General features: G+C 71.0%; 23 protein-coding genes. 14 read left to right on the top strand and 9 right to left on the bottom strand.

What is annotated here, in order from left to right; all coding sequences use genetic code 11:
* Positions 1-131 precede the first annotated feature (131 nt).
* The 3 genes from AB0C30_RS32525 to AB0C30_RS32515 all read right to left on the bottom strand — a co-directional run bounded on the left by AB0C30_RS32525 (position 132) and on the right by AB0C30_RS32515 (position 2418).
* Entirely contained in the window at positions 132-893 is a 762-nt protein-coding gene (locus tag AB0C30_RS32525) for a TSUP family transporter (RefSeq protein ID WP_357951827.1), read from the bottom strand.
* Positions 894-1235: 342 nt separating this feature from the next.
* Positions 1236-1853, bottom strand: a complete 618-nt coding sequence (locus tag AB0C30_RS32520; protein ID WP_357951825.1) for an ATP-dependent Clp protease proteolytic subunit — start codon at positions 1851-1853, stop codon at positions 1236-1238.
* A gap of 1 nt (position 1854) precedes the next feature.
* The gene (locus AB0C30_RS32515; protein WP_357951824.1) at positions 1855-2418 is read right to left on the bottom strand and encodes an ATP-dependent Clp protease proteolytic subunit; all 564 of its coding nucleotides are present in this window, start codon (positions 2416-2418) and stop codon (positions 1855-1857) included.
* Positions 2419-2555: 137 nt separating this feature from the next.
* Between AB0C30_RS32515 and AB0C30_RS32510 the strand changes: the two genes are divergently transcribed.
* Both AB0C30_RS32510 and AB0C30_RS32505 read left to right on the top strand, forming a co-directional pair.
* Positions 2556-3860: a histidine kinase gene (locus AB0C30_RS32510; protein ID WP_357951823.1), complete on the top strand. Its 1305-nt coding sequence runs from the start codon at positions 2556-2558 to the stop codon at positions 3858-3860.
* A 154-nt stretch (positions 3861-4014) separates the two neighbouring features.
* Positions 4015-4665 (top strand): response regulator transcription factor, encoded by a 651-nt coding sequence (locus AB0C30_RS32505; RefSeq protein ID WP_357952188.1) that lies wholly within the window; start codon positions 4015-4017, stop codon positions 4663-4665.
* A 45-nt stretch (positions 4666-4710) separates the two neighbouring features.
* Here AB0C30_RS32505 and AB0C30_RS32500 read toward each other — a convergent pair whose 3' ends face one another.
* Positions 4711-5565 carry a DUF2268 domain-containing putative Zn-dependent protease gene (locus tag AB0C30_RS32500; protein ID WP_357951821.1) on the bottom strand — a complete coding sequence of 285 codons (855 nt, stop codon included), beginning with the start codon at positions 5563-5565 and terminating at the stop codon, positions 4711-4713.
* 54 nt (positions 5566-5619) lie between these two features.
* On the bottom strand, positions 5620-6387 hold the full coding sequence (locus AB0C30_RS32495) for a hypothetical protein (RefSeq protein ID WP_357951819.1): 768 nt from the start codon (positions 6385-6387) through the stop codon (positions 5620-5622).
* A 54-nt stretch (positions 6388-6441) separates the two neighbouring features.
* Here AB0C30_RS32495 and AB0C30_RS32490 point away from each other — a divergent pair, with 54 nt between their 5' ends.
* The 7 genes from AB0C30_RS32490 to AB0C30_RS32460 are packed head-to-tail and all read left to right on the top strand — an operon-like array spanning position 6442 to position 12832.
* Positions 6442-7443 (top strand): MoxR family ATPase, encoded by a 1002-nt coding sequence (locus AB0C30_RS32490; protein WP_357951817.1) that lies wholly within the window; start codon positions 6442-6444, stop codon positions 7441-7443.
* 19 nt (positions 7444-7462) lie between these two features.
* The gene (locus AB0C30_RS32485; RefSeq protein WP_357951815.1) at positions 7463-8398 is read left to right on the top strand and encodes a DUF58 domain-containing protein; all 936 of its coding nucleotides are present in this window, start codon (positions 7463-7465) and stop codon (positions 8396-8398) included.
* A gap of 54 nt (positions 8399-8452) precedes the next feature.
* Entirely contained in the window at positions 8453-9400 is a 948-nt protein-coding gene (locus AB0C30_RS32480; RefSeq protein WP_357951813.1) for a VWA domain-containing protein, read from the top strand.
* Between the two features lie 11 nt (positions 9401-9411).
* The gene (locus AB0C30_RS32475) at positions 9412-10002 is read left to right on the top strand and encodes a methyltransferase (protein ID WP_357951811.1); all 591 of its coding nucleotides are present in this window, start codon (positions 9412-9414) and stop codon (positions 10000-10002) included.
* Positions 9999-10538, top strand: coding sequence for a TrmH family RNA methyltransferase (locus AB0C30_RS32470; protein ID WP_225291219.1), 540 nt, complete (start codon positions 9999-10001; stop codon positions 10536-10538). The genes AB0C30_RS32475 and AB0C30_RS32470 overlap by 4 nt, the downstream gene beginning before the upstream one ends.
* 36 nt (positions 10539-10574) lie before the next feature.
* On the top strand, positions 10575-11375 hold the full coding sequence (locus AB0C30_RS32465) for a glycerophosphodiester phosphodiesterase family protein (RefSeq protein ID WP_357951809.1): 801 nt from the start codon (positions 10575-10577) through the stop codon (positions 11373-11375).
* A gap of 14 nt (positions 11376-11389) precedes the next feature.
* Positions 11390-12832 carry an MFS transporter gene (locus tag AB0C30_RS32460; RefSeq protein WP_357951807.1) on the top strand — a complete coding sequence of 481 codons (1443 nt, stop codon included), beginning with the start codon at positions 11390-11392 and terminating at the stop codon, positions 12830-12832.
* 15 nt (positions 12833-12847) lie between these two features.
* On the opposite strand, the gene AB0C30_RS32455 is transcribed toward AB0C30_RS32460, so the two are convergent.
* The gene (locus AB0C30_RS32455) at positions 12848-13393 is read right to left on the bottom strand and encodes a helix-turn-helix domain-containing protein (protein WP_357951805.1); all 546 of its coding nucleotides are present in this window, start codon (positions 13391-13393) and stop codon (positions 12848-12850) included.
* A 33-nt stretch (positions 13394-13426) separates the two neighbouring features.
* Here AB0C30_RS32455 and AB0C30_RS32450 point away from each other — a divergent pair, with 33 nt between their 5' ends.
* Both AB0C30_RS32450 and AB0C30_RS32445 read left to right on the top strand, forming a co-directional pair.
* Positions 13427-13939 carry a nuclear transport factor 2 family protein gene (locus AB0C30_RS32450; RefSeq protein ID WP_357951803.1) on the top strand — a complete coding sequence of 171 codons (513 nt, stop codon included), beginning with the start codon at positions 13427-13429 and terminating at the stop codon, positions 13937-13939.
* A gap of 67 nt (positions 13940-14006) precedes the next feature.
* Positions 14007-14648 (top strand): hypothetical protein, encoded by a 642-nt coding sequence (locus AB0C30_RS32445; RefSeq protein WP_357951801.1) that lies wholly within the window; start codon positions 14007-14009, stop codon positions 14646-14648.
* Positions 14649-14705: 57 nt separating this feature from the next.
* On the opposite strand, the gene AB0C30_RS32440 is transcribed toward AB0C30_RS32445, so the two are convergent.
* On the bottom strand, positions 14706-15932 hold the full coding sequence (locus AB0C30_RS32440; RefSeq protein ID WP_357951799.1) for an ROK family transcriptional regulator: 1227 nt from the start codon (positions 15930-15932) through the stop codon (positions 14706-14708).
* Positions 15933-16015: 83 nt separating this feature from the next.
* Between AB0C30_RS32440 and xylB the strand changes: the two genes are divergently transcribed.
* From xylB to AB0C30_RS32425, 3 genes are all read left to right on the top strand, one after another.
* Positions 16016-17422: a xylulokinase gene (xylB, locus tag AB0C30_RS32435; RefSeq protein WP_357951797.1), complete on the top strand. Its 1407-nt coding sequence runs from the start codon at positions 16016-16018 to the stop codon at positions 17420-17422.
* Positions 17419-18576 (top strand): xylose isomerase, encoded by a 1158-nt coding sequence (xylA, locus tag AB0C30_RS32430; RefSeq protein WP_357951795.1) that lies wholly within the window; start codon positions 17419-17421, stop codon positions 18574-18576. Before xylB ends, xylA begins: the two co-directional genes overlap by 4 nt.
* A gap of 363 nt (positions 18577-18939) precedes the next feature.
* Positions 18940-19284 (top strand): RNA polymerase-binding protein RbpA, encoded by a 345-nt coding sequence (locus AB0C30_RS32425; RefSeq protein WP_103962598.1) that lies wholly within the window; start codon positions 18940-18942, stop codon positions 19282-19284.
* 163 nt (positions 19285-19447) lie between these two features.
* Here AB0C30_RS32425 and AB0C30_RS32420 read toward each other — a convergent pair whose 3' ends face one another.
* Positions 19448-19945 carry an FxsA family protein gene (locus AB0C30_RS32420; RefSeq protein ID WP_357951794.1) on the bottom strand — a complete coding sequence of 166 codons (498 nt, stop codon included), beginning with the start codon at positions 19943-19945 and terminating at the stop codon, positions 19448-19450.
* Between the two features lie 158 nt (positions 19946-20103).
* The gene (locus tag AB0C30_RS32415) at positions 20104-20847 is read right to left on the bottom strand and encodes a polyprenol monophosphomannose synthase (RefSeq protein WP_357951792.1); all 744 of its coding nucleotides are present in this window, start codon (positions 20845-20847) and stop codon (positions 20104-20106) included.
* Position 20848: the final 1 nt, after the last annotated feature.

Raw genomic sequence — 20848 nt, 5'->3', positions numbered from 1 at the left:
TCCGGTCGGGTCGGAACCGGTCGGGTCGGAACCGGTCGGGTCGGAACCGGTCGGGTCGGAACCGGTCGGGTCGGAACCGGTCGGGTCGGAACCGGTCGGGTCGGAACCGGTTGACGGTTGCCGGTCGGGTCCTAGCCGAACTGCTGCCAGCCCAGCCTGATCACCATGGCCACCACCACGCACAGCAGCACGACGCGGACGAAGCCCGTGCCGCGCTTGAGCGCCATGCGGGCGCCCAGCTGCGCGCCCGCCACGTTGCAGACGGCCATCCCCAGGCCCAGCCCCCACAGCAGGTGACCCTGCCAGCCGAACACGAACAGCGCGCCCAGGTTGGTCCCGGTATTGATGATCTTCGCCGAGGCGGAGGCCGACACGAAGTCGAGCCCGAGGATCGTGGTGAACGCGATGATCAGGAAGGTCCCCGTACCCGGCCCCATGATGCCGTCGTAGAAGGCGATGCCCACGCCCGCGATCGTCACCGCCGCCACGACGCGGCCGTTCGTCCGCAGATGGGGCTGCGGCACCGAGCCCATAGCCGGACGCAGCGTCACGAAGGCGGCCACACCGACCAGCACCGCCATCACGGCGGGGCGCAGCACCTCGGCCGAGATCGCGGCCGCTGCCAGGGCGCCCAGCCCGGCGCTGACCACGGCCAGCCCCACGCCGGGCAGCGCGACCGCCCGGTCCAGCTTCGTGGTGCGCGCGTAGGTCACGGCGGCCGAGGCGGTGCCGAAGACGGAGGAGAGCTTGTTGGTGGCCATCGCTTGTACGGGCGGTATGCCCGTCACCATCACCGCGGGCAACTGCACCAGCCCGCCACCACCCACGACGGCGTCGACCCAGCCCGCGCACAGGGCAGCCGCCAACACCAACACCACATGCTCCAGCGGCACGCCACTCCCCCGATTTCCCCCGAGAACCGCCAGAAGCGTATATGTCCTGCTTTCGCAGTAGGTCAGGTGGGATGCCCCTTTGGTCCCGAAGGGCGCGGGACGGCCGCTACACACCAGGCTCAAAGCAGGCCGCCCCGCGCGTCCTCGTCCTCGCCGTCGGTGGCCGCGTCCGCACTTCACGCGTCCGCACTTCAGCAGGCAGCCGCCGGCGGCCCGCCTCGGTGGCCGAGGTGCTCGGCCGCCACCCCGAGGTGGCCGACGTGGCCGTGGTCGGCCGGCCGAGGCGGCCGGCGGCCACTGCGTGCTTCAGCGGGCGTGGCTGCCAGCGTCCGGTTCCACGCCTCAGCGGGTGGTGGTCAGTGTCCGTTTCCGGGAGGCGTAGATGTCGTCGATCAGGTGGTACGAGCGTGCCTGCTCGGCGGTGAAGATCCGGTCCCGCTCGATGTCCTTCCTGACCTCCAGCTCCGTCCTGCCCGTGTGCCGGGCCAGCATGGCCTCCTGCTGGTCGCGCATGCGCAGGATCTCCCTGGCGTGGATCTCCATGTCGCTCGACTGGCCCCGGCCGCCCTCGGTGGCGGGCTGGTGCAGCAGGATGCGGGCGTGCGGCAGGGCGGCGCGCTTGCCGGGCGTGCCCGCCGCCAGCAGGACCGCGGCGGCCGAGGACGCCTCGCCGATGCAGACGGTGTGGATCTCCGGCCGGACGAACTGCATCGTGTCGTAGATCGCCGTCATGGCGGTGAACGAGCCGCCCGGCGAGTTGATGTACATGTTGATGTCCTGGTCGGGGTCGAGCGACTCCAGCGTCAGCAGCTGCGCCATCACGTCATTGGCGCTGGTGTCGTCGATCGGCGTGCCCACGAAGATGACCCGGTCCTCGAACAGCTTGTTGTACGGGTTCATCTCCTTGATGCCGTAAGAGGTGCGCTCGGTGAACGAGGGCAGCACGTAACGTCCGCTCATGTCAGTTCATCCCCTCGGCCAGGTGGTCGACGAATCCGTATTCGAGCGCCTCCTGCGCGGTGAACCAGCGGTCGCGGTCGGAGTCGGCCTGGATCTGCTCCAACGGCCGGCCGGTGTGCTGGGCGATGATCTCGGCCAGCCTGCGCTTGGTGTAGAGCAGGCTCTCCGCCTGGATCTGGATGTCGCTGGCCGAGCCGCCGATGCCGCCGAGCGGCTGGTGCATGACGATCCGCGCGTTGGGCAGCGCGTAGCGCTTGCCGGGGGCGCCGGCGCACAGCAGCAGCTGCCCCATGGAGGCGGCGAAGCCCATCGCGACCGTCGCGACGTCGCACGGGACGAACTGCATCATGTCGTAAAGAGCCATCCCAGCGGTCACCGATCCGCCGGGCGAATTGATGTAAAGCGTTATGTCCCGATTCGGGTCCTCAGCCGCCAGCAAAAGGAGCTCGCCGCACAGCCGATTGCATATCTCGTCGTCGACCTCCTGGCCGAGAACAAGGATGCGCTCCTTCAGCAGGCGCTGGCTTACCTGGTCAGGCCAGGCCGCGCGCTGGGTCTCCGTCATGGAATCGCCTTTCTCTCGAACTATTCAACGACGCTAGACCCGGACCGCCGGAATTCCAGCTCCTTTTCGCTGGGGGCGCATTTCTCTAAAGGCGCATTCCACCGAGAGCGAATAACCATCGACATACAATCGCGAGTGTGAGATGGAACCTGCCCCGGCGATGGGCGTGCCTGATCCTCGGCGGCGCGCTGCTGATGCCGTACATGATGGCCGGGGTCCTGACGTCGGGCCTGCTCCAGGGCCAGTCGGTCAATATGTTCCTGCCCGCCCAGCTCGGGGTGTTCGTGGCGGTGCTGCCGGTGGTGACGCTGACCGGGCTGTTCCTGCCGGTACGGGCGCTGGAGGTGAGCGCCGCCCAAGGGCTGCTCGGCGTCGGCGTGGAGACGCCGCCCAGGCAGGCGCGCCGGTCGTGGGAGGAACGGTGGCGCACGACCGCCTGGTACACCCTCCACCTGGGAGTCGGCGGCGTGGCGAGCGGGTTCACGCTGGCCGGGATTCCGTTCACGGTCTTCACGTTCGCGGTGCCGTTCGTCGGCGGGCCCGCGCGCCTACTGGGGTTCGACGTCGAGCCGGGCTGGGCGGCACTGGGCTGGCCGCTGCTCGGGCTGGTCGTGCTGGGCGCGGTGGTGCTGGTCGCGGCCGGTGGGGGCGCCCTGCTGGCCCGGCTGGCCCCCGCGCTGCTCGGCCCCACCCCGGGCGAACGACTGGCCGCGGCCGAGCGTCAGGCCCGTACGCTGGCCGAGCGCAACCGCCTGGCGCGCGAACTGCACGACTCCGTCGGTCACGCCCTGAGCGTCGTCACCCTCCAGGCTGCCGCGGCCGGGCGAGTGCTCGACCGCGACCCGGAGACGGCCAGGACGGCCCTGGCGGCCATCGAGCAATCGGCCCGCGCCGCCCTGGACGATCTCGACCACGTCCTCGGCGTCCTGCGCGACGGCTCCCCACCCCCGGAGGCCGGGCCGCCGCAGGCGACACTGGCCGATCTCGGCGACCTCGCCACCGCCACCGGCGCCGACGTGCGCCCCGAGGTGGGCGACCTGACCGGCGTGCCCGCCGTGGTCTCCAGGGAGGCCTACCGGATCGTCCAGGAAGCACTGACCAACGCCATCAAACACGGTCAGGGGCCGGTACGCCTGGCCGTCGCCGTACAGGACGACGACCTGAGAGTGGAGATCACCAACGGGACCGCCGCGACCGGCGCCCGGTTGGATGGTCGGTCAAGCGCACAGACCAGACAGACCCATCGGTCAAGCGCGCAGACCAAGCGGCCGGGCATGGAACCGGACAGCCGGTCGGCCGCCGGATCCGGCGGCCGGTCGGGTGGTCGGGGTGTGACCGGTATGGGGGAGCGTGTCCGGCTGCTGCGCGGCGATCTGGAGGCGGGACCGGTGGAGGGCGGCTGGCGCGTGTCCGTCCGGCTGCCACTACGGTCGGTTCCGTGACACCCCCATGGTCGGCCCCCTTATGGTCGACACCCTCATGGTTGACATCGCCATGGTCTGCGTCCCGGCGATCGGCACCGCCACGGTCGGCACAGCCACGGTCGGCGCCCCGGCGGGCGGCTCCCCGGCGGGCGACGTCCCGGCGGGCGGGCTCATGACGCTCAAGGTCGTGATCGCCGACGACGAGGACCTCATCCGGGCCGGTCTGCGGGTCATCATCGACGCCGAGCCGGGGCTGAGCGTGGTCGGCGAGGCCGGTGACGGTGCCGCGGTGGTGCCCGTGGTGCGCCGCGAGCGGCCCGACGTGGTCCTGATGGACGTACGCATGCCCGCCGTGGACGGCATCCAGGCCACCCGGCGCCTGGTGGCCATGGACGAGGCGCCCAAGGTGCTGGTGGTCACCACGTTCGAGAACGACGACTACGTCTACGAGGCGTTGCGGGCGGGCGCCAGCGGGTTCCTGCTCAAGCGGGCCAGGACCGACGAGCTGGTCCACGCGATCAAGCTGGTGGCGGCCGGGGAGTCGCTGCTGTTCCCGGCGGCGATCCGGACGCTGGCCGGCCGTCAGTCCCCTGCCGCCCGGCCCGCCTCGGTGCCCGGCATCGGGCGGCTGACGGGCCGCGAGGGTGACGTGCTGCGGCTGATGACCAGGGGGCTGTCCAACGGCGAGATCGCCGCCGAGCTGGTCGTCAGCCAGGAGACCGTCAAGACGCACGTCGGCAACGTGCTCACGAAGCTGGGCGCGCGAGACCGCACCCAGGCCGTGATCGCCGCCTACGAGTCGGGCTTCGTCTCGCCCCGTTGAGATCGCCCCGCTGAGATCACCCCGCCGAGATCTGGCCTCACCCGGCTAAGACGAAGCCTCGCCCCGCCGTACGAGCTGCGACAGCGGTAGTGCCGTGCTCTCCGCGACCGTCATCCCAGTGGCGGCCAGGTGTGCGTCCACCAGCCGCAACCCCACCGCATATCCTGCCATGTCCGGAATACCGCGAGGCTCCTGCCCGAACCGCGCCACGGTGGTGTCCCCCAGCACGTACGCGGACGTGAGGTGCATCCCCTCCAGATCGAAGTCGGCCATGATCTTCTCGTCGGCCCGCTCCAGCTCCTCGCCGCTGACCATCGACGACCACGGCCCCATGGCCTCGACCCCCGACAGCTCCCGTACGAACGCCTCCGCCAGCCCTTCGGAGATCACGTGCTCCCCCACCGTCGGGTGCCACGGCACGTTGGTGTAGCGCGCCTGGTGGTGGAACTCGTGGACGGCACAGTGCGCGATCCTGCCGATGATCTCCTCCGACGGCCAGCCGAGCAGGTACAGCAGGCCAGGCGAGCTGCCCATCCCGTAGTAGCCGCCCGTGACCTTCATCAGCTGCTCGCTGCCGGGATCGCCCAGCACGAACAGCACCCGCAACGACTCGGGCAGCTTGAGGTGGGACAGCCGATCGGCGGCCCGGTGCAGCTCGCCCTCGATCTGCCCCAGGACGTCCGCCTCCATCATGGCGTGGAGCGCGGGCAGATACCGCGGGTCCTCGGCGTCCACCCGGAAGCCGCTGCCCTGGTGGTGGATGTCGACGATGTCGCCAGGCACCGGGATGACCTGGCGGATGGGCTCGAGCAGCTCGCGCAGCAGGCCGGGGCGCCGCTCCAGCGGCTGCTCCAGCAGCTCGGCCATGGGCGTGAGCGTGTCTTGAACGATGAACTCCATGCCCACGGACGCTAGAGCCTCACGTAACGTGAGGCTCAAACCCATTAACAGCGGTCAGAGCGGCGAGCCGTCTCCCGTGTCCTCGCCGGGCGACGGCCCCGGCGTGCCCTGCCCGCTCTTGCTCGGCGCCGGCGTCTGGCTGGGCGTCGGCTGCTGCGGCTCCGGCGAGGCCGGCGTAGGGGGCGCCGTCGGCTGGAAGTTCGTCGGCGGCAGTGGCCTGGGCAGCGGCTCGGCGTCCTCCCTGCCCATGATCAGCAGCAACGCGATCACCGTGGCCAGCAGCAACAGCACGGCCAGCGCCAGCGCGGCCAGCAGCACCCGCCGGCGGGTCTCGGTGAGCGGCCGGCGGCCGCGCGGTTGGCCGGGCAGGGCGGGAGCGCGGTCGGTCAGCCAGTACGGCACGAAGTCCGGGCCGTGCGCCTGGCCGATGAGGGTGCCACCGACCATCACCGGCTCCAGGAACCACTCGGCCCCCGGTCGGCCCGGCGCGTACGGCACCGCTACCCAGGGCGCCGTGCCGGTCTCCATCGCCAGAACCTCCGGCGCGCCGTCCAGCACCGCGGCGCGCGTCTTGGTGGCCCGGCCGAGCCAGCCGCGCATGCCGGCGGGCGCGGCCTCGCGCATCACGGTCACGAACCGTTCGCGCGCGGCGGCGTCGAAGGCGGCGCCCCGGGTCAGCACGGCCAGGGAGACGGCGCGCCCGTCCGCCCCCTGCCCGAGGTAGACGAAACCGGCCGGCGCCGAGTGCAGGCGGGCCTGCACCACGAACGGCCCCAGCCGGGGCGGATCTCCGTACTGCAGCGGACTGGCCACGTTTGCCATGAAAGCACAGACCGGCGCCGTGCACGTTTGCGGGACGTTTGGTGGAATGGCGTCATGAGCGTCGCCGAAGATTTGCCAGACGAAACCGATGCGGCCGTGCTGCGTCAGACCCTTGACGAGGTCCGGCGGGTGATCGTCGGCCAGGACCACATGGTCGAGAGGCTGGTCGTCGCGTTGCTGGCCCGCGGTCACTGCCTGCTGGAAGGCGTGCCAGGCGTCGCCAAGACCCTCGCCGCGTCCACCTTGGCCACGGTGGTGGGCGGCACGTTCGCCCGGATCCAGTTCACCCCGGACCTGGTGCCGAGCGACATCGTCGGCACCCGCGTGTTCCATCCCTCCAACGAGAAGTTCGACGTCGAACTGGGTCCGGTGTTCGTCAACTTCCTGCTCGCCGATGAGATCAACCGGGCGCCCGCCAAGGTTCAGTCGGCGCTGCTGGAGGTGATGGCCGAGCGCCAGGTCACGCTGGCCGGGGTCACGCACCAGCTGCCCAAGCCGTTCATCGTGCTGGCCACCCAGAACCCGATCGAGTCCGAAGGCGTCTACCCGCTGCCCGAGGTGCAGCGCGACCGGTTCCTGTTCCGCGTACGGGTGCCGCACCCGAGCGCGCACGAGGAGCTGGAGATCCTGCACCGCATGAGCGTCACCCCGCCGACGCCCGAGCGCGTGCTGGACCCCACGCGGCTGATGGCGCTGCAGGAGGCGGCCGAGCAGATCTCGGTCCACCAGCTCGTCGCCGACTATGTCGTACGGCTGGTCATGTCCACTCGATCGCCCGCCGAGTACGGGCTGGGCCAGCTGGCCGACACCATCGAGATCGGCGTCAGCCCGCGCGCCACGCTCGGCCTGGTCTCCGCCGGGCGCGCCCTGGCCCTGCTGCGCGGCCGTGACTACCTGCTGCCCGACGACGTACGGGACGTGGCTGTCGACGTGATGTCGCACCGGCTGATGCTCACCTTCGACGCGCTGGCCGACGGCGTCGATCCCGAACAGGTCGTCCGGCAGATCCTGCACGCCGTACCGCCGCCCCTCGTCGTGTGGAACCAGAACCGATGACGGAAACGGAGCGCGGCCGATGAGGACGGCCGAGCAGGCGCTGCGGCGGCTGGAGCTGACGGTGACCCGGCGGCTCGACGGGCTGCTGCACGGCGCTCACCTGGGGCTGCTGCCGGGAACGGGCAGCGAGGCGGGCGACAGCCGCGTCTACGTGCCCGGCGAGGACGACGTGCGCCGGATGGACTGGGCGGTCACCGCCCGCACGACCGTGCCGCACGTCCGCGACCTGATCGCCGACCGCGAGCTGGAGACGTGGGCGCTGGCCGATCTGTCGCCCAGCATGGACTTCGGCACCGCCGAGAGTGACAAGCGCGACCTGGTGGTGGCCGCGGTGGGCGCGATCGGGTTCCTGTCCAGCCGGATGGGCGACCGGTTCGGGGCGCTGGTGCTGCACGACGAGTTCGTGCACCGGATGCCGGCGCGCACCGGGCGGCCCGCCCTGTACGGGCTGCTGCACTCGCTGATGGACGCGCCGCGCGGGCAGGCCGTACCCGACGCGCCCGACCTGGCGGAGGGCATCGACGTGCTGGCCGCCACCCGCAGGCGGCGCGGCATGCGGCTGATCGTGTCGGATTTCCTCGATGCCAAGCCCGAGCTCGACCCCGGCGCCGAGCGGCCCTGGGAGCGGCCGATCAAGCGATTGTCGGCCCGCCACCAGGTGCTGGCCGTGGAGATCATCGATCCGCGCGAGCTCGAACTCCCCGATGTGGGCCGGGTCGCGTTCGCCGACCCTGAGAGCGGGCACGTACGCGAAGTGCACCTTTCCCCTAAAGTACGCCGAGACTATGCCGAAGCTGCAGCACTGCAACGCGAAGGCACCAAGGCCGCGCTGCGCCGCGCCGGTGTGGCGCACCTGGTGCTGCGGACCGACAGGGACTGGGTGTTCGACATCGCGCAGTTCGTCCTCCGCCAGCGGCGCATGACCCATCTCGCCCATCGGAGGGCACGTGCGTAGCAGGACCAGCGTCGAACAGCGCGACAATGGCCCTGTGCCGAAGAAGGAGGCAGGGTGACCTTTCTGTCGCCGGCGTGGTTGTGGCTGTTCGCGGTGGTGGCGCTGCTCGTGGTCGGATACGTCGTGGCGCAGTTCGCCCGGCGCCGCTACACCGTGCGCTTCACCAACCTCGCGCTGCTCGACCTGGTCGCGCCCGCGGGCCCCGGCTGGCGGCGGCACGTGGCGCCGCTGCTGTTCCTGGCCATGATGTCGCTCCTGGTCATCGGCGCGGCCAAGCCGGCCGACCAGGTGAAGGTGCCGCGCGACCGGGCCACCATCATGATCGCGCTGGACGTGTCGCTGTCCATGGACGCCGACGACGTGCAGCCCAACAGGATCAGCGCCGCCAAGGCCGCCGCCCAGGCGTTCGCCAGGGAGCTGCCCGACCGCTTCAACGTCGGCGTGGTCTCCTTCGCCCGCTCGGCCAACGTGGTCATCGCCCCCACCACCGACCACCAGGCCGTCGTGACCGCGATCGGCAACCTGACCACCCGGCCGGGCACCGCGATCGGCGAGGCGGTGTTCAACTCGCTCGACTCCGTGCGCTCCTTCGACCAGCAGGCCGCCACCGACCCGCCACCGGCCGCGATCGTGCTGCTGTCCGACGGCGACAACACCTCGGGCCGGGGCGTCAACGAGGCCATCGACGCCGCCCAGCAGGCCCGGGTGCCGGTCTCCACCATCGCGTACGGCACGCAGGAGGGCACCGTCTCCATCGACGGCCGGCCGGTGAACGTGCCGGTCAACAAGCAGACCCTGCAGTCACTGTCCGACGGCACCAGCGGCCGGGCCTACGCCGCGGAGTCCGGCAGCGAGCTGCGTGACGTCTACGAGCAGATCGGCACCTCGCTCGGCTTCAAGCTGGTGGACCAGGAGGTCACCCAGTGGTTCATCGTGGCCGCCATCGTGGCCGGACTGCTGGTGGCGGGTGCCGCGGTCCTGTTCGGTGCCCGGATCCCGTAACGTTTTGGCACGTGGCCCACTACTTCTCCGAACAGCCGCGGACCGCGAGCCGGCCGGGCTCCGTCGACCTGGTGCTGCCCGACCTGCACCTGCGATTGGAGACCGACCGGGGGGTGTTCTCGCCCGAGCGGGTCGATCTCGGCACCCGCGTGCTGCTGGAGAGCGTCCCGCCGCCGCCACAGGAGGGCGACCTGCTCGACCTGGGCTGCGGCTACGGCCCGATCGCGCTGACCATGGCCTCGCGGGCGCCCGGCGCGACCGTCTGGGCCGTGGATGTGAACCGGCGCAGCGTGGAGCTCACGGCGCGCAATGCCCAGGCCGCGCGCCTTGACAAAGTAAGGTCGCTGCATATCGACGAGGTACCCGATGACGTGAAATTTCGGGCTATCTGGTCTAATCCCGCTATCCGTATTGGCAAGCCCGCCCTGCACGAGATGCTCACCCGCTGGCTCACCCGGCTGACGCCCGACGGCGTCGCCTACCTGGTCGTACAGAAGCACCTCGGCTCCGACTCGCTGCAGCGCTGGCTCGGCGAGCAGGGCTGGCAGGCCGGCCGCGCGGCCTCCCGCGCCGCCTACCGAATCCTGAAGGTAACCCGATGAGAAGGCAGCTGCGCCCCACCGACGTCAAGCGGCTCAACCGCACCTGGCGCAGAAACACCTCGAACCGGCTGTCGCTGATCCTCGAGTCGGTCACCGGCCCGTTCAACGTCGGCTCGATCTTCCGCAGCGCCGCCGCGTTCGGCGTCGACCAGATCTGGCTGGCGGGCAACGCCACCCCGCCGACCAACCCGAAGGCGGGCAAGACGGCGCTCGGCACCGAGCGGCTGGTCACCTGGCACGAGCCGGTCCCCGCCGTCGACGCCGTGAAGGCCGCCCGCGAGGACGGCTACTCCGTGCTGGCCATCGAACTGACCGCCGAGGCCGTGCCCCTGCACCGGGCCGACCTGGGCCGCGACGTGTGCCTGGTGGTCGGCAGCGAGGACCACGGCTGCTCACCGGCCCTGCTCGACGCCGTCGACGGGGTCTGCTACATCCCGCAGGTCGGGCGGGTCGGCTCGTTCAACGTCTCAGTGGCCGCCGCCATCGCGCTGGCCGAGGCCCGGCGCCAGGAATGGCAGAATCTCCCTGATTCGTAACCTTATTTTTCACCCACGGAAGGCATACTTCAGGACGTGCTCAGCCGCCGCTTCGCGTTTCTCGATCATCCGGGCCCGCTGGCCTTCGCGCATCGCGGGGGCGCCGCCGAGGGCGCCGAGAACTCCGTCGCGGCCTTCGAGCAGGCCGTCCGGCTGGGCTATCGCTACCTGGAGACCGACGCGCACGCCACGGCCGACGGCGTGCTGCTCGCCTTCCACGACCACACCCTCGACCGGGTCACCGACCGGCGCGGCCGCATCTCGGAGCTGCCCTACAGCACGGTCAGGCGGGCGCGCATCGGGGGTGTGCACGAGATCCCGCTGCTGGAGGATCTGCTCGGCGGCTGGCCGGAGATCCGCTTCAACATCGACGTGAAGGAGGCCGCCGCGATCGCGCCGCTCGCCGAGGCGGTCCGGCGCACCGGGGCCTACGACCGGATCTGCCTGACCTCCTTCTCCGACGAGCGCCTGGTGCTGGCCAGGGCCGCGCTCGGCCGGGAGGTCTGCTCGGCGCTCGGCCCGCGCGGCGTCGCCGCACTGCGCGCCGCCGCGTCCACCTCCGGCTACGGCCGGCTGCTGACCCGGCTCAAGCGCGCGGGCGTGCCCTGCGCGCAGGTGCCGGTGGGCTTCCGCGGCCTGCGCGTCACCACCGGCCGTCTCATCCGTACGGCGCACGCCATCGGCATGCAGGTGCACGTATGGACGATCAACGACCCCGCCCGCATGGAGCACCTGCTCGACCTCGGCGTCGACGGTGTCATGACCGACAACGTCACCGGCCTGCGTGACGTGCTGGAGCGTCGCGGCCTGTGGCATCCGGGCCGCATGGCCGCATAGGAGCGACACGACACATGCCCGTACCCGCACCCCCCGCGGCTCCCGACGACACCGCCGACTCTCCCTCGGCACGCAGGCGCGAACAACGCGGCTGGTACGTCTACGACTGGGCCAACTCCGCCTTCTACACCACGATCATCTCGGTCTTCCTCAGCCCGTACCTCATCTCGGTCGCCAGGACCGCGGCCTGCGCCAAGGACTTCCCCTCAATCGCGGCCGCCACCTGCTCGACCGACTTCGACAAGCTGGCCGAGGCCAACCCGGGCCTGGGCTACGTGGACGTGCTGGGCGCCGACATCAGACCGGCCGCGTTCTTCGGGCTGACGCTGACCGTGGCGGTGCTGCTGCAGATCCTCTTCCTGCCGGTCGTGGGCGCGCTGGCCGACCACACCGGGCGCAAGAAGGAGATGCTCGGCGGCTTCGCCTACGTGGGCGCGCTGGCCACCGTGGGCCTGTACTTCCTTGAGGGCGACCGCTACATGCTGGGCGGGGTGCTGTTCATCCTGGCCAACCTGGCCTACGGCTCGTCCGTGGTGGTTTACGACTCGTTCCTGCCGCAGATCTCCACCGCCGAGGAACGCGACCGCGTCTCCTCGCGCGGCTGGGCGATCGGCTACCTGGGCGGCGGCGTGCTGCTCGCGCTCAACCTGGTCCTCTACCTCAAGCACGAGAGCTTCGGGCTGGACGAGGGCATGTCGGTGCGGATCAGCATGATGTCGGCGGGCCTGTGGTGGGCGATCTTCACGATCGTCCCCCTGCTGAGACTGCGCAACCGGCCGGTCGCGGCCCACGAGAGCACGGCGCTGCGCTCTGTCGGCGGCAGCTTCAGGCAACTCGGCCGTACGCTGAGCGAGCTGCGCCAATATCCGCTGACGCTGCTGTTCCTGGTGGCCTACCTCGTCTACAACGACGGCGTGCAGACCGTCATCGGCAACAGCTCGGCCTTCGCCTCCGAGGCGCTCAAGCTGAGCAAGGAGACGCAGATCAGCGCGATCCTCATGGTGCAGTTCGTGGCGTTCTTCGGCGCGCTGCTGATGGGCTGGCTGGCCCGCCGGTTCGGCACCAAGCACACGGTGCTGGGCAGCCTGGTGGTGTGGACGGTGATCGTGCTGATCGCGTACTTCCTGCAGGAGAAGGCCGCCCTTCAGTTCTACCTGCTCGCGTTCGCCATCTCGATCGTGCTGGGCGGCACCCAGGCGCTGTCGCGCTCGCTGTTCTCGCTGGTGATCCCGAAGGGGCGGGAGGCCGAATACTTCAGCCTGCTGCAGATCAGCGACAAGGGGTCGGCGTTCATCGGCTCCCTGACGGTGACGATCGCGATCCAGCTCACCAACAGCTACCGGATCGCCATCATCTCGATGATTATCTTCTTCGTGATCGGCTTCGTCCTGCTGGCCATGGTCAACCTGCCGAAGGCCATCCGCGACGCGGGCAATGAGGTGCCCGCGCGGATCTGACGCCTTTGCCGTGTCTTACGGGGCCGCCTCGCCGTCTTGCGGGGCGGCCCCGTCGCGTCCGCCGGGGGCGAGCTCGTCGCGTCTGCCGGGGGCGGCGAGGACCATCGTGCCGGGCCCCTGAGCGGCGCCGGGGCCGCCTACGGCCCGCACCGTGTCCGCGTCGGCCCGCCCCCCGCAGTGCGGGCACGTCACGACCGGCGTGAACTGCTCGCCGCAGGAGTGCACCAGCAGCGCGGGCGGCCCGCCGGGCGGGGTCGCCCAGCGGTCCCCCCAGGCCATCAGCGTGAACAGCGCGGGCACGATGTCACGGCCCGCCTCGGTCAGCGTGTACGTGAAGCGCACCGGCCGTTCCTGATAGGGCCGCCGCTCCACCACCCCCGACTCCACCAGGCGCTCCAGCCGCCGCGTCAGCAGGTTGCGCGAGATGCCCAGATCCTCCGCGAGATCGTCGAACCGGCACACCCCCAGGAACAGATCCCGCAGGATCAACGGCGTCCACGGCTCGGCGACCACGCCGACGGCCTGAGCGATGGAGCAGTGCATCTCTCCGAACCTGTTCACGACCCCAGCATAGTGGGTTGATAAAGTGAACTCATGACAGTTCACATTCAGGACTCACCTGCCCGCGCCTACCGCGAGGCCGGCGAGGCGAAGAACGTCAACGCGATCATGTCCGCCCTGGCGCCGGACGTGATCTTCCACTCCCCCCTCAGCGCCACGGCGACCTTCCACGGCCAGGAGCAGGTACGCGACCTGTTCACGGCGGCGATGAGCGCCCTGTCCGATCTGCGCTACCACACGGACGTGGGCGACGAGCGAACCCGCATGCTCGCCGCCACCGCCCGCCTGGGCCGCCAGGAGATCGAGGAGTCGGCCCTGCTGCACCTCGACGACCAGGGCCTGATCAAGGAGATCACCATGTGGATCAGGCCGCTGCCGGGTCTGACCGCCATGATGGCCGCCCTCGGCCCCGCCCTGGCCAGGGCGACGGGCAAGCCGGGCCTGCCGCTACTGGTCGGCGCGGCCACGAAGCCACTGGCCGCGATGACCCGCCTCGGCGACCGCACCCTCGTACCCCTGCTCGCCAAGCGAGAGCACCGCTCTTGACATCAACGCTCCAAAGGGAGAGCATTGCTCACACAAGAGAGCAATGCCCTTCCCCTTTGGAGTGACCATGAACGCCCGGCTGACCTCTGCGGCCTTCGCCGCCGGCGGTGTGCTGTTCCTCATCTATCCGGCCGTGCGGCCGTTCGGCGACGACGCGGCCGCCATGGCGTCGGGCGCGTGGGTATACGGCCACCTGGCCGCCATGATCGGCTTCATCCTCACCGGGTTGGCCGTCCTGGGACTGCACCAGGTGCTGGGCGACCGGCTGTCGCTGCGGGCGGCGGCGGTGACGTGGATCGGCGCGGGCCTCACCTTGCCCTACTACGGCGCCGAGGACTTCGGGCTGAACGTCATCGCCCGCCGGTCGCTGCGCGACCACGCTCCGGCGCTGATGGAGCTGGCCGCGGAGTTCCGGTTCGGGCCGGTGGCGGTGACCATGTTCGCCGCCGGGCTCGCCCTGCTGGGCGTGGGGGCGGTCATGGCGGCGGTGGCCGTGTGGCGGTCCGGCACGCTGGCCAGGTGGAGCGGGGTGCCGTTCGCAGTGGGGTTCACGCTGTTCATCCCGCAGTTCTTCGGGCCGTACTCGCTGCGGATCGCGCACGGCGCGCTGATCGCCGTCGGCGGCCTCTGGCTGGCCGTCGCGCTGTGGCGCGCACGATCCACGGCGCCGATCTCCCCCGCCCACAGGCCCGCGGGCGCCCATCGGTGAAGGGCGCGACATCGGCGTGAGCGCTCGTCAGCGAAGGGCGCTACGTCGGTGAAGGCGCTAGGGGGACAGCAGGAGGGCCGGGTGGCCGATGACGCGTTCGATCACCACGCCGGCCGCGCCGAGCACCGCGGCGTTCCCCGCCAGCTCCGAGGCGACCACCGGCGGTACGGCGGTACGCAGCGAGCCGCTCCCCTCCCCCAGCGCGGCCTCGACCGCCGGGCCGATCCATGAGGCCAGCGGCGAGAAGATGCCGCCGAGGACGATCGCGCCGGGGTCGACCAGGTTGACGGCCGAGGCGAGGGTGGCGCCGAGTGCCCGGCCCGCGCCGTCGAGCGCGGCCAGCGCCCGCTGGTCCGAGCGTTCCAGCAGGTCAAGGAGCTCCCTGATCGGGCCGTCCGGCTTGGCCGCCGTGGTGGCCGTGACGGCGGGCAGCCCGGCGGCGCGCAGGATGGCGTCCTGACCGGCGATCTGCTCCAGGCAGCCGCGCCCGCCGCAGGTGCACGGCGCGCCGCCCGGCTCCACGACGAGGTGGCCGAGCTCGCCGGCGAACCCGTGCGTGCCGCGCAGCACCTGACCGTCCATGACGATGCCGGCGCCGATCCCGATCTCGCCCGAGACGTGGATGAAGCCGCCGTGCCGCGCGCCGTCGCCGAACCACAGCTCCGCCAGCGCGGCCAGGTTGGCCTCATTGTCGTGGGTGGCGGGGATCGGCAGGTCGGGCAGCGCGTCGCGGAGCAGGGTGCTGACCGGGACGTCGGTCCAGCCGAGGTTCGGGGCGCGGCGGACCAGGCCGTTCTCCCGATCGAGCAGGCCGGGGACGGCGACCGTCGCGCCCGCCACCGCCAGGCCCTGCCCGGCGGCCGCGGCGACGGCCTCGGCGGCCAGCCGCCCCAGCGAGGAGATCACCGACTCGGGCGCACGCCCCCGGTTGTCGAAGGTCACGAGCTGGTGGTAGCGGGTGCGCCGGCCCAGGTCCAGTACGCACGCGGCGAGGTAGTCGACGTTGATCTCCAGCCCGAGCGCGGCGGCGCCGTCGCCGTTGACCGAGACGGCGATCCCGGGCCGGCCGCGCTCGCCGCCCTGGACCAGCGCGCCGTCCTGGACCAGCCCGGCGCCTTCGAGCACCGCGAGCAGGTTGGAGACGGTGGTCTTGGTGAACCCGGTCTGCTCGGCGAGCCGGGCACGGGTGACCGGCTGGCAGCGTACGACCTGCTCCAGCACCACGGCGAGATTGCGTTCGCGCATGGTGGCGTGCCGGAGCGGCCCTTCCCTGGGTTTTGTCACAATCTAAGACTAATGGGTCTTCCTGGTGATTCGCTGGTCTGTTAGGCTATTTAATCCATACAGTTGACTAATATGGAGTCCTGGTGACAGAGGCACTGGTGGCCGGGGTCGACTCCTCGACTCAGTCGACGAAGATCGTGCTGTGCCGGGCCGGTGACGGCACAGTGGTCGACGAGTTCGCGGCCCCGCATCCCGACGGCACGGAGTGCCATCCCCACCATTGGGAGAGCGCGCTCGACAAGGGGCGGCACCTGCTGGAGCGGGCCGCGGCCGTCGCGGTGGCGGCCCAGCAGCACGGCATGGTCGCGCTCGACGGTTCCGGCGAGGTGGTGCGGCCCGCCCTGCTGTGGAACGACACGCGGTCGGCGCCGCAGGCCACCCGCCTGACCGCCGAGCTGGGCGGCCCGGCCCGGTGGGCCGAGCTGACCGGCAGCGTGCCCGTGGCCTCGTTCACGGTCACCAAGCTCCGCTGGCTGGCCGAGCACGAGCCGGAGTCGGCCGCCCGCACCGCGGCCGTGCTGCTGCCCCACGACTGGCTGACCTGGCGGCTGGGCGAGCGCCGGGCCTTCACGACCGACCGGGGCGACGCCTCGGGCACTGGATACTGGTCCCCGGCGACGGGAGAGTATCTGCCCGAGTTCGTGTCGGCCGCGATCGGTCACGAGGTCGAGCTGCCCCGTGTGGCCGCGCCGAACGAGATCGTCGGGCACCTGCCGGGCGGCGCCGCGATCGGGCCCGGCACCGGCGACAACATGGGCGCGGCGCTCGGGCTCGGGCTGCGGCCCGGCGACGTCGCGGTGTCCATCGGGACCTCGGGCACGGTGTTCGCGGTGAGCGAGGTGCCCGCCGCCGACGAGTCGGGGATGGTCGCCGGTTTCGCGGACGCGACCGGGCGCTTCATGCCGCTGCTGGCCACGCTCAACGCGGCCAGGATCCTCTCCTCGGCGGCCTCGATGATCGGCTGCTCGCTGGCGGAGCTGTCGGAGCTGGCGCTGGCCGCCCCGCCGGGCGCCGGCGGCCTCACGCTGCTGCCCTATCTCGACGGCGAGCGCACCCCGAACCGGCCGGACGCCTCGGGCACGCTCACCGGCCTGACCACCCGCAACGCCACGCGCGAGAACCTGGCGCGGGCGGCGGTCGAGGGGCTGCTGTCCTCCCTCGCCGACGCCATCGACCACCTGACCGCGCAGGGCGTACGACCGCGCCGCGTGCTGCTGATCGGCGGCGGCGCGAAGTCCGAGGCGGTGCGCCGCATCGCCCCCCAGATCTTCGGCAAGCCCGTCGCCGTCCCCGAGCCGGCCGAATACGTGGCGCTCGGCGCGGCCCGCCAGGCCGCCTGGGCGCTGGCCGGCACGCCCGAGCCGCCCGTCTGGACGGCCCAGCCGGTCCAGGAGTACGACGGGCCGCCCACTCCCCATGTCCGTGACCAGTACGCCGAGCTGCGCGACCGTACGGCCGGCTGGCAGCACCACCGAGAGGATCGATCATGAGCGTAGACCCCTACACGCCCACCCCCGAGGACCGCTTCTCCTTCGGCATCTGGACCGTCGGCTGGGCGGGAGTCGATGTGTTCGGACCGGCGACCAGGGCGCCCATGCCCGCCGACCGGGCCGTGCGCAAGCTCGCCGAGATCGGCGCGTACGGGGTGAACTTCCACGACAACGACGTGTTCGACTTCGACGGCCATGACCGCGACGAGCGGGTCGGCGCGTTCCGCAAGGCGCTGGAGGAGACCGGCCTGGTGGTCACCACGGCGACCACCAACCTGTTCTCGCACCCGATCTTCAAGGACGGGGCCTTCACCTCCAACGACCGCGACGTGCGCCGGTTCGCGCTGCGCAAGGTGATGGACAACATCGACCTGGCCGCCGAGCTGGGCGCGCAGGTCTACGTGTGCTGGGGAGGCAGGGAAGGCGCGGAGAGCGGCGCGGCCAAGGACGTCCAGGCGGCGCTCGACCGCTACAAGGAGGCCTTCGACGTGCTCGGCTCGTACGTGCTGGACCACAACTACGACCTCAAGTTCGCGATCGAGCCCAAGCCCAACGAGCCGAGGGGCGACATCCTGCTGCCCACCATCGGCCACGCGCTGGCGTTCATCAACGAGCTGGAGCACCCGGAGCTGGTCGGGCTCAACCCCGAGGTGGGCCACGAGGAGATGGCCGGGCTCAACTACGCGCACGGCATCGCGCAGGCGCTGTGGCACGGCAAGCTGTTCCACATCGACCTGAACGGGCAGAACGGCCCGCGCTACGACCAGGACTTCCGCTTCGGCGCCGGCAACGCCCGGGGCGCCTTCTGGACCGTTGATGTCCTGGAGTCCAACGGCTTCTCCGGCCCGATCCACTTCGACTTCAAGCCGCCGCGCACCGAGGACGACGAGGGCGTGTGGGTGTCGGCGGCGGCGTGCATGCGCAACTACCTGATCCTGCGGGAGAAGGTGCGGGCCTTCCGCGCCGACCCCGAGGTGCGGGAGGCGCTGGCGGCGGCCCGGCTCGACGAGCTGGCCGTGCCGACCCTCGCCGACGGGGAGAGCTGGCGCGACGTGCGCTCCTTCACCCCCGACATCGACGCGCTCGCCGCCCGCGGCGCCGCGTTCGAGCACCTGGACCAGCTCGCCATCGAGCACTTGTACGGCGTGCGCTAGACCCGCTGTCCCCCGCCGGTGGGCGCTCGTCCCCGGCGGGGCGGTCTTGTGGGCCCGCGTCCCTTGGCTACCGTCAGGCGCTACCGTCCCGCGACCACCACCCGGCCGATCGTGTCCCGGATTACAGGGAGCGAGCAAAGGGCGCCTTGCGGTCAGACCGATTCGCGAACTGTCTCAGGAACCACCATGGCCCTCACGTGGCCCGGAGCTCCAAAACGCCGACGGAAGCCCGGTTGCGGGCAACTCCTCGGGAAGAGAGCGATTGGATCACCCCGCAGGGGGGAATCCCATCACGGTACCAAGCGTTACACACCGTGGGAGACAGACCCCTCACGATGGGGGCCCTGTAGGAGGCATTTAAACATGGGCGAGCGCGCGCTTCGTGGCACCCGGCTCGGGGCAACCAGCTACGAGAACGACCGTAACACGGATCTGGCCCCGCGCCAGGACGTGTCCTACACCTGTCCCAAGGGCCATCGCTTCGAGGTTCCGCTTGCCGCCGAGGCCGAGATTCCCGCGACCTGGGAGTGCCGCATGTGCGGTGCTACCGCGGTTCGGGTCGACGGCGAGCAGCCGGAGTCGAAGAAGACGAAGCCCCCGCGGACGCACTGGGACATGCTCCTGGAGCGACGGTCCATCGAGGACCTGGAAGAGGTGCTCAACGAGAGGCTGGCGGTCCTGCGGGCCCAGCGTCGAAAGAGCGCCTGACACCTTCTCACGGTGAAAGCCCCCGGACACCTTGTCCGGGGGCTTCGCATTGCTCAGGGCCGGTCTCGTTTGCTCAGGGCCCGTCTCGTTTGCTCACGGCCCGTCTCGCGGCCAGTAGGGCTCGCCGGTCAGCAAGCCTTACCGGCCGTAGGGCGGCTCGCGGTCAGGACGGCTCGCGGTCTTCTCTGATCACTTCGCCGTGCACCACACCGGCGCCGCGCGCGTTGACGTGTCCGTCGACGGGCCCGCCGCCCGGCGCCGAGAAGAGGTGCGCGTACGGCGAGGCCGCCGCCATCTTCTTGACCCGGCGGTCGAAGAACCAGGACACCAGGCGCCGCATCGCCGGCCGCGTGACCGGCAGCACGCACAGGAACCCGAGGACGTCGCTCAGGAACCCCGGCGTCAGCAGCAGCGCGCCACCCACCAGGATCAGGCCGCCGTCGGCGAGCTCCTTGTCGGGCATCCGGCCGGACTGCAGCGCGTCCTGCAGCGCCCGCCACGCCCTGCGCCCCTCACGCCGTACCAGCCACGCGCCCAGCAGGCTGTCGGCGATGAGCAGGGCCACGGTCGTCCAGCCACCGATCACCGAGCCGACCTGGATCAGCAGCCAGATCTCCAGCACCGGGACGATCAGGAAGGCCAGGAAAAGCAGGAGCCGCATCGTCTTCCCCAATCCGCGCCCGCGACGTATCTACGCGACGTATCTGAAGGCGTACCCAAAGGACCGCGCACACGACGTACCTAAAAGACCGTGTACACAATGACAACGCCCGGCGCGCCCTAACCGTTCCGCCGCTACCTGAGGGTGGCCACAGGTTCTCAGCCGCGCTTGCCGCGCAGCCGGGCGGGCAGGCCGGACAGCCCCCAGACGGCGATGCGCCAGAACGACTCGGCCATGACGCGGCTGCTCATCTTGCTCGTGCCGACGGTCCGCTCCACGAAAGTGATCGGCACCTCGACCACCCGCAGGCCGTGCCTGGTCGTCCGCAGGGTGAGGTCGACCTGGAAGCAGTAGCCCTGCGACTCGACGTCGGCCAGCCCGATCTTCTCCAGCGTCGCGGCGCGATAGACGCGGAACCCGGCGGTCGCGTCGCGCACGGACATGCCGAGCATGAGCCGCGTGTAGATGTTGGCGCCCCTGGACAGGAGCTCGCGGGAGACGGGCCAGTTGACCACCTTGCCGCCGGGCACCCAGCGCGACCCGATCGACAGGTCGGCGCCGTCGCAGACCGCCTCCAGCAGCTTGTGCAGCTCCTCGGGCTGGTGGGAGCCGTCGGCGTCCATCTCCACCAGCACGTTGTAGCCCTCGTCGAGGCCCCAGCGGAACGCGGCGATGTAGGCGGCGCCCAGCCCTTCCTTGCCCGCCCGGTGCAGGACGTGGACGTGGTCGTCCTTGTCGGCCAGCTTGTCGGCGATCTCACCGGTGCCGTCGGGGCTGTTGTCGTCGACCACCAGCACGTGGGCGTCCGGCAGGGCGGTGCGCACCCGCTCGGTGATCAGCGGCAGGTTGTCGCGCTCGTTGTAGGTCGGTATGACGATGAGTATCCGGCCAAGAGTCTCCATG

Origin of the sequence: Nonomuraea sp. NPDC048901, assembly GCF_040649695.1 — a bacterium.
Lineage (GTDB): Bacteria > Actinomycetota > Actinomycetes > Streptosporangiales > Streptosporangiaceae > Nonomuraea.
This window is presented reverse-complemented; position numbering and strand designations above follow the sequence as displayed.

Bases quoted from the DNA above. Each gene is read 5' to 3' on its own strand.
- AB0C30_RS32470 (WP_225291219.1), top strand. From the start codon at position 9,999: ATGAGAAGGCAGCTGCGCCCCACCGACGTCAAGCGGCTCAACCGCACC.
- AB0C30_RS32515 (WP_357951824.1), bottom strand. From the start codon at position 2,418: ATGACGGAGACCCAGCGCGCGGCCTGGCCTGACCAGGTAAGCCAGCGC.
- AB0C30_RS32445 (WP_357951801.1), top strand. From the start codon at position 14,007: ATGAACGCCCGGCTGACCTCTGCGGCCTTCGCCGCCGGCGGTGTGCTG.
- AB0C30_RS32420 (WP_357951794.1), bottom strand. From the start codon at position 19,945: ATGCGGCTCCTGCTTTTCCTGGCCTTCCTGATCGTCCCGGTGCTGGAG.
- AB0C30_RS32450 (WP_357951803.1), top strand. From the start codon at position 13,427: ATGACAGTTCACATTCAGGACTCACCTGCCCGCGCCTACCGCGAGGCC.
- AB0C30_RS32505 (WP_357952188.1), top strand. From the start codon at position 4,015: ATGACGCTCAAGGTCGTGATCGCCGACGACGAGGACCTCATCCGGGCC.
- AB0C30_RS32415 (WP_357951792.1), bottom strand. From the start codon at position 20,847: ATGGAGACTCTTGGCCGGATACTCATCGTCATACCGACCTACAACGAG.
- AB0C30_RS32485 (WP_357951815.1), top strand. From the start codon at position 7,463: ATGAGGACGGCCGAGCAGGCGCTGCGGCGGCTGGAGCTGACGGTGACC.
- AB0C30_RS32500 (WP_357951821.1), bottom strand. From the start codon at position 5,565: ATGGAGTTCATCGTTCAAGACACGCTCACGCCCATGGCCGAGCTGCTG.
- AB0C30_RS32495 (WP_357951819.1), bottom strand. From the start codon at position 6,387: ATGGCAAACGTGGCCAGTCCGCTGCAGTACGGAGATCCGCCCCGGCTG.
- AB0C30_RS32490 (WP_357951817.1), top strand. From the start codon at position 6,442: ATGAGCGTCGCCGAAGATTTGCCAGACGAAACCGATGCGGCCGTGCTG.
- AB0C30_RS32425 (WP_103962598.1), top strand. From the start codon at position 18,940: ATGGGCGAGCGCGCGCTTCGTGGCACCCGGCTCGGGGCAACCAGCTAC.
- AB0C30_RS32520 (WP_357951825.1), bottom strand. From the start codon at position 1,853: ATGAGCGGACGTTACGTGCTGCCCTCGTTCACCGAGCGCACCTCTTAC.
- AB0C30_RS32460 (WP_357951807.1), top strand. From the start codon at position 11,390: ATGCCCGTACCCGCACCCCCCGCGGCTCCCGACGACACCGCCGACTCT.
- xylA (WP_357951795.1), top strand. From the start codon at position 17,419: ATGAGCGTAGACCCCTACACGCCCACCCCCGAGGACCGCTTCTCCTTC.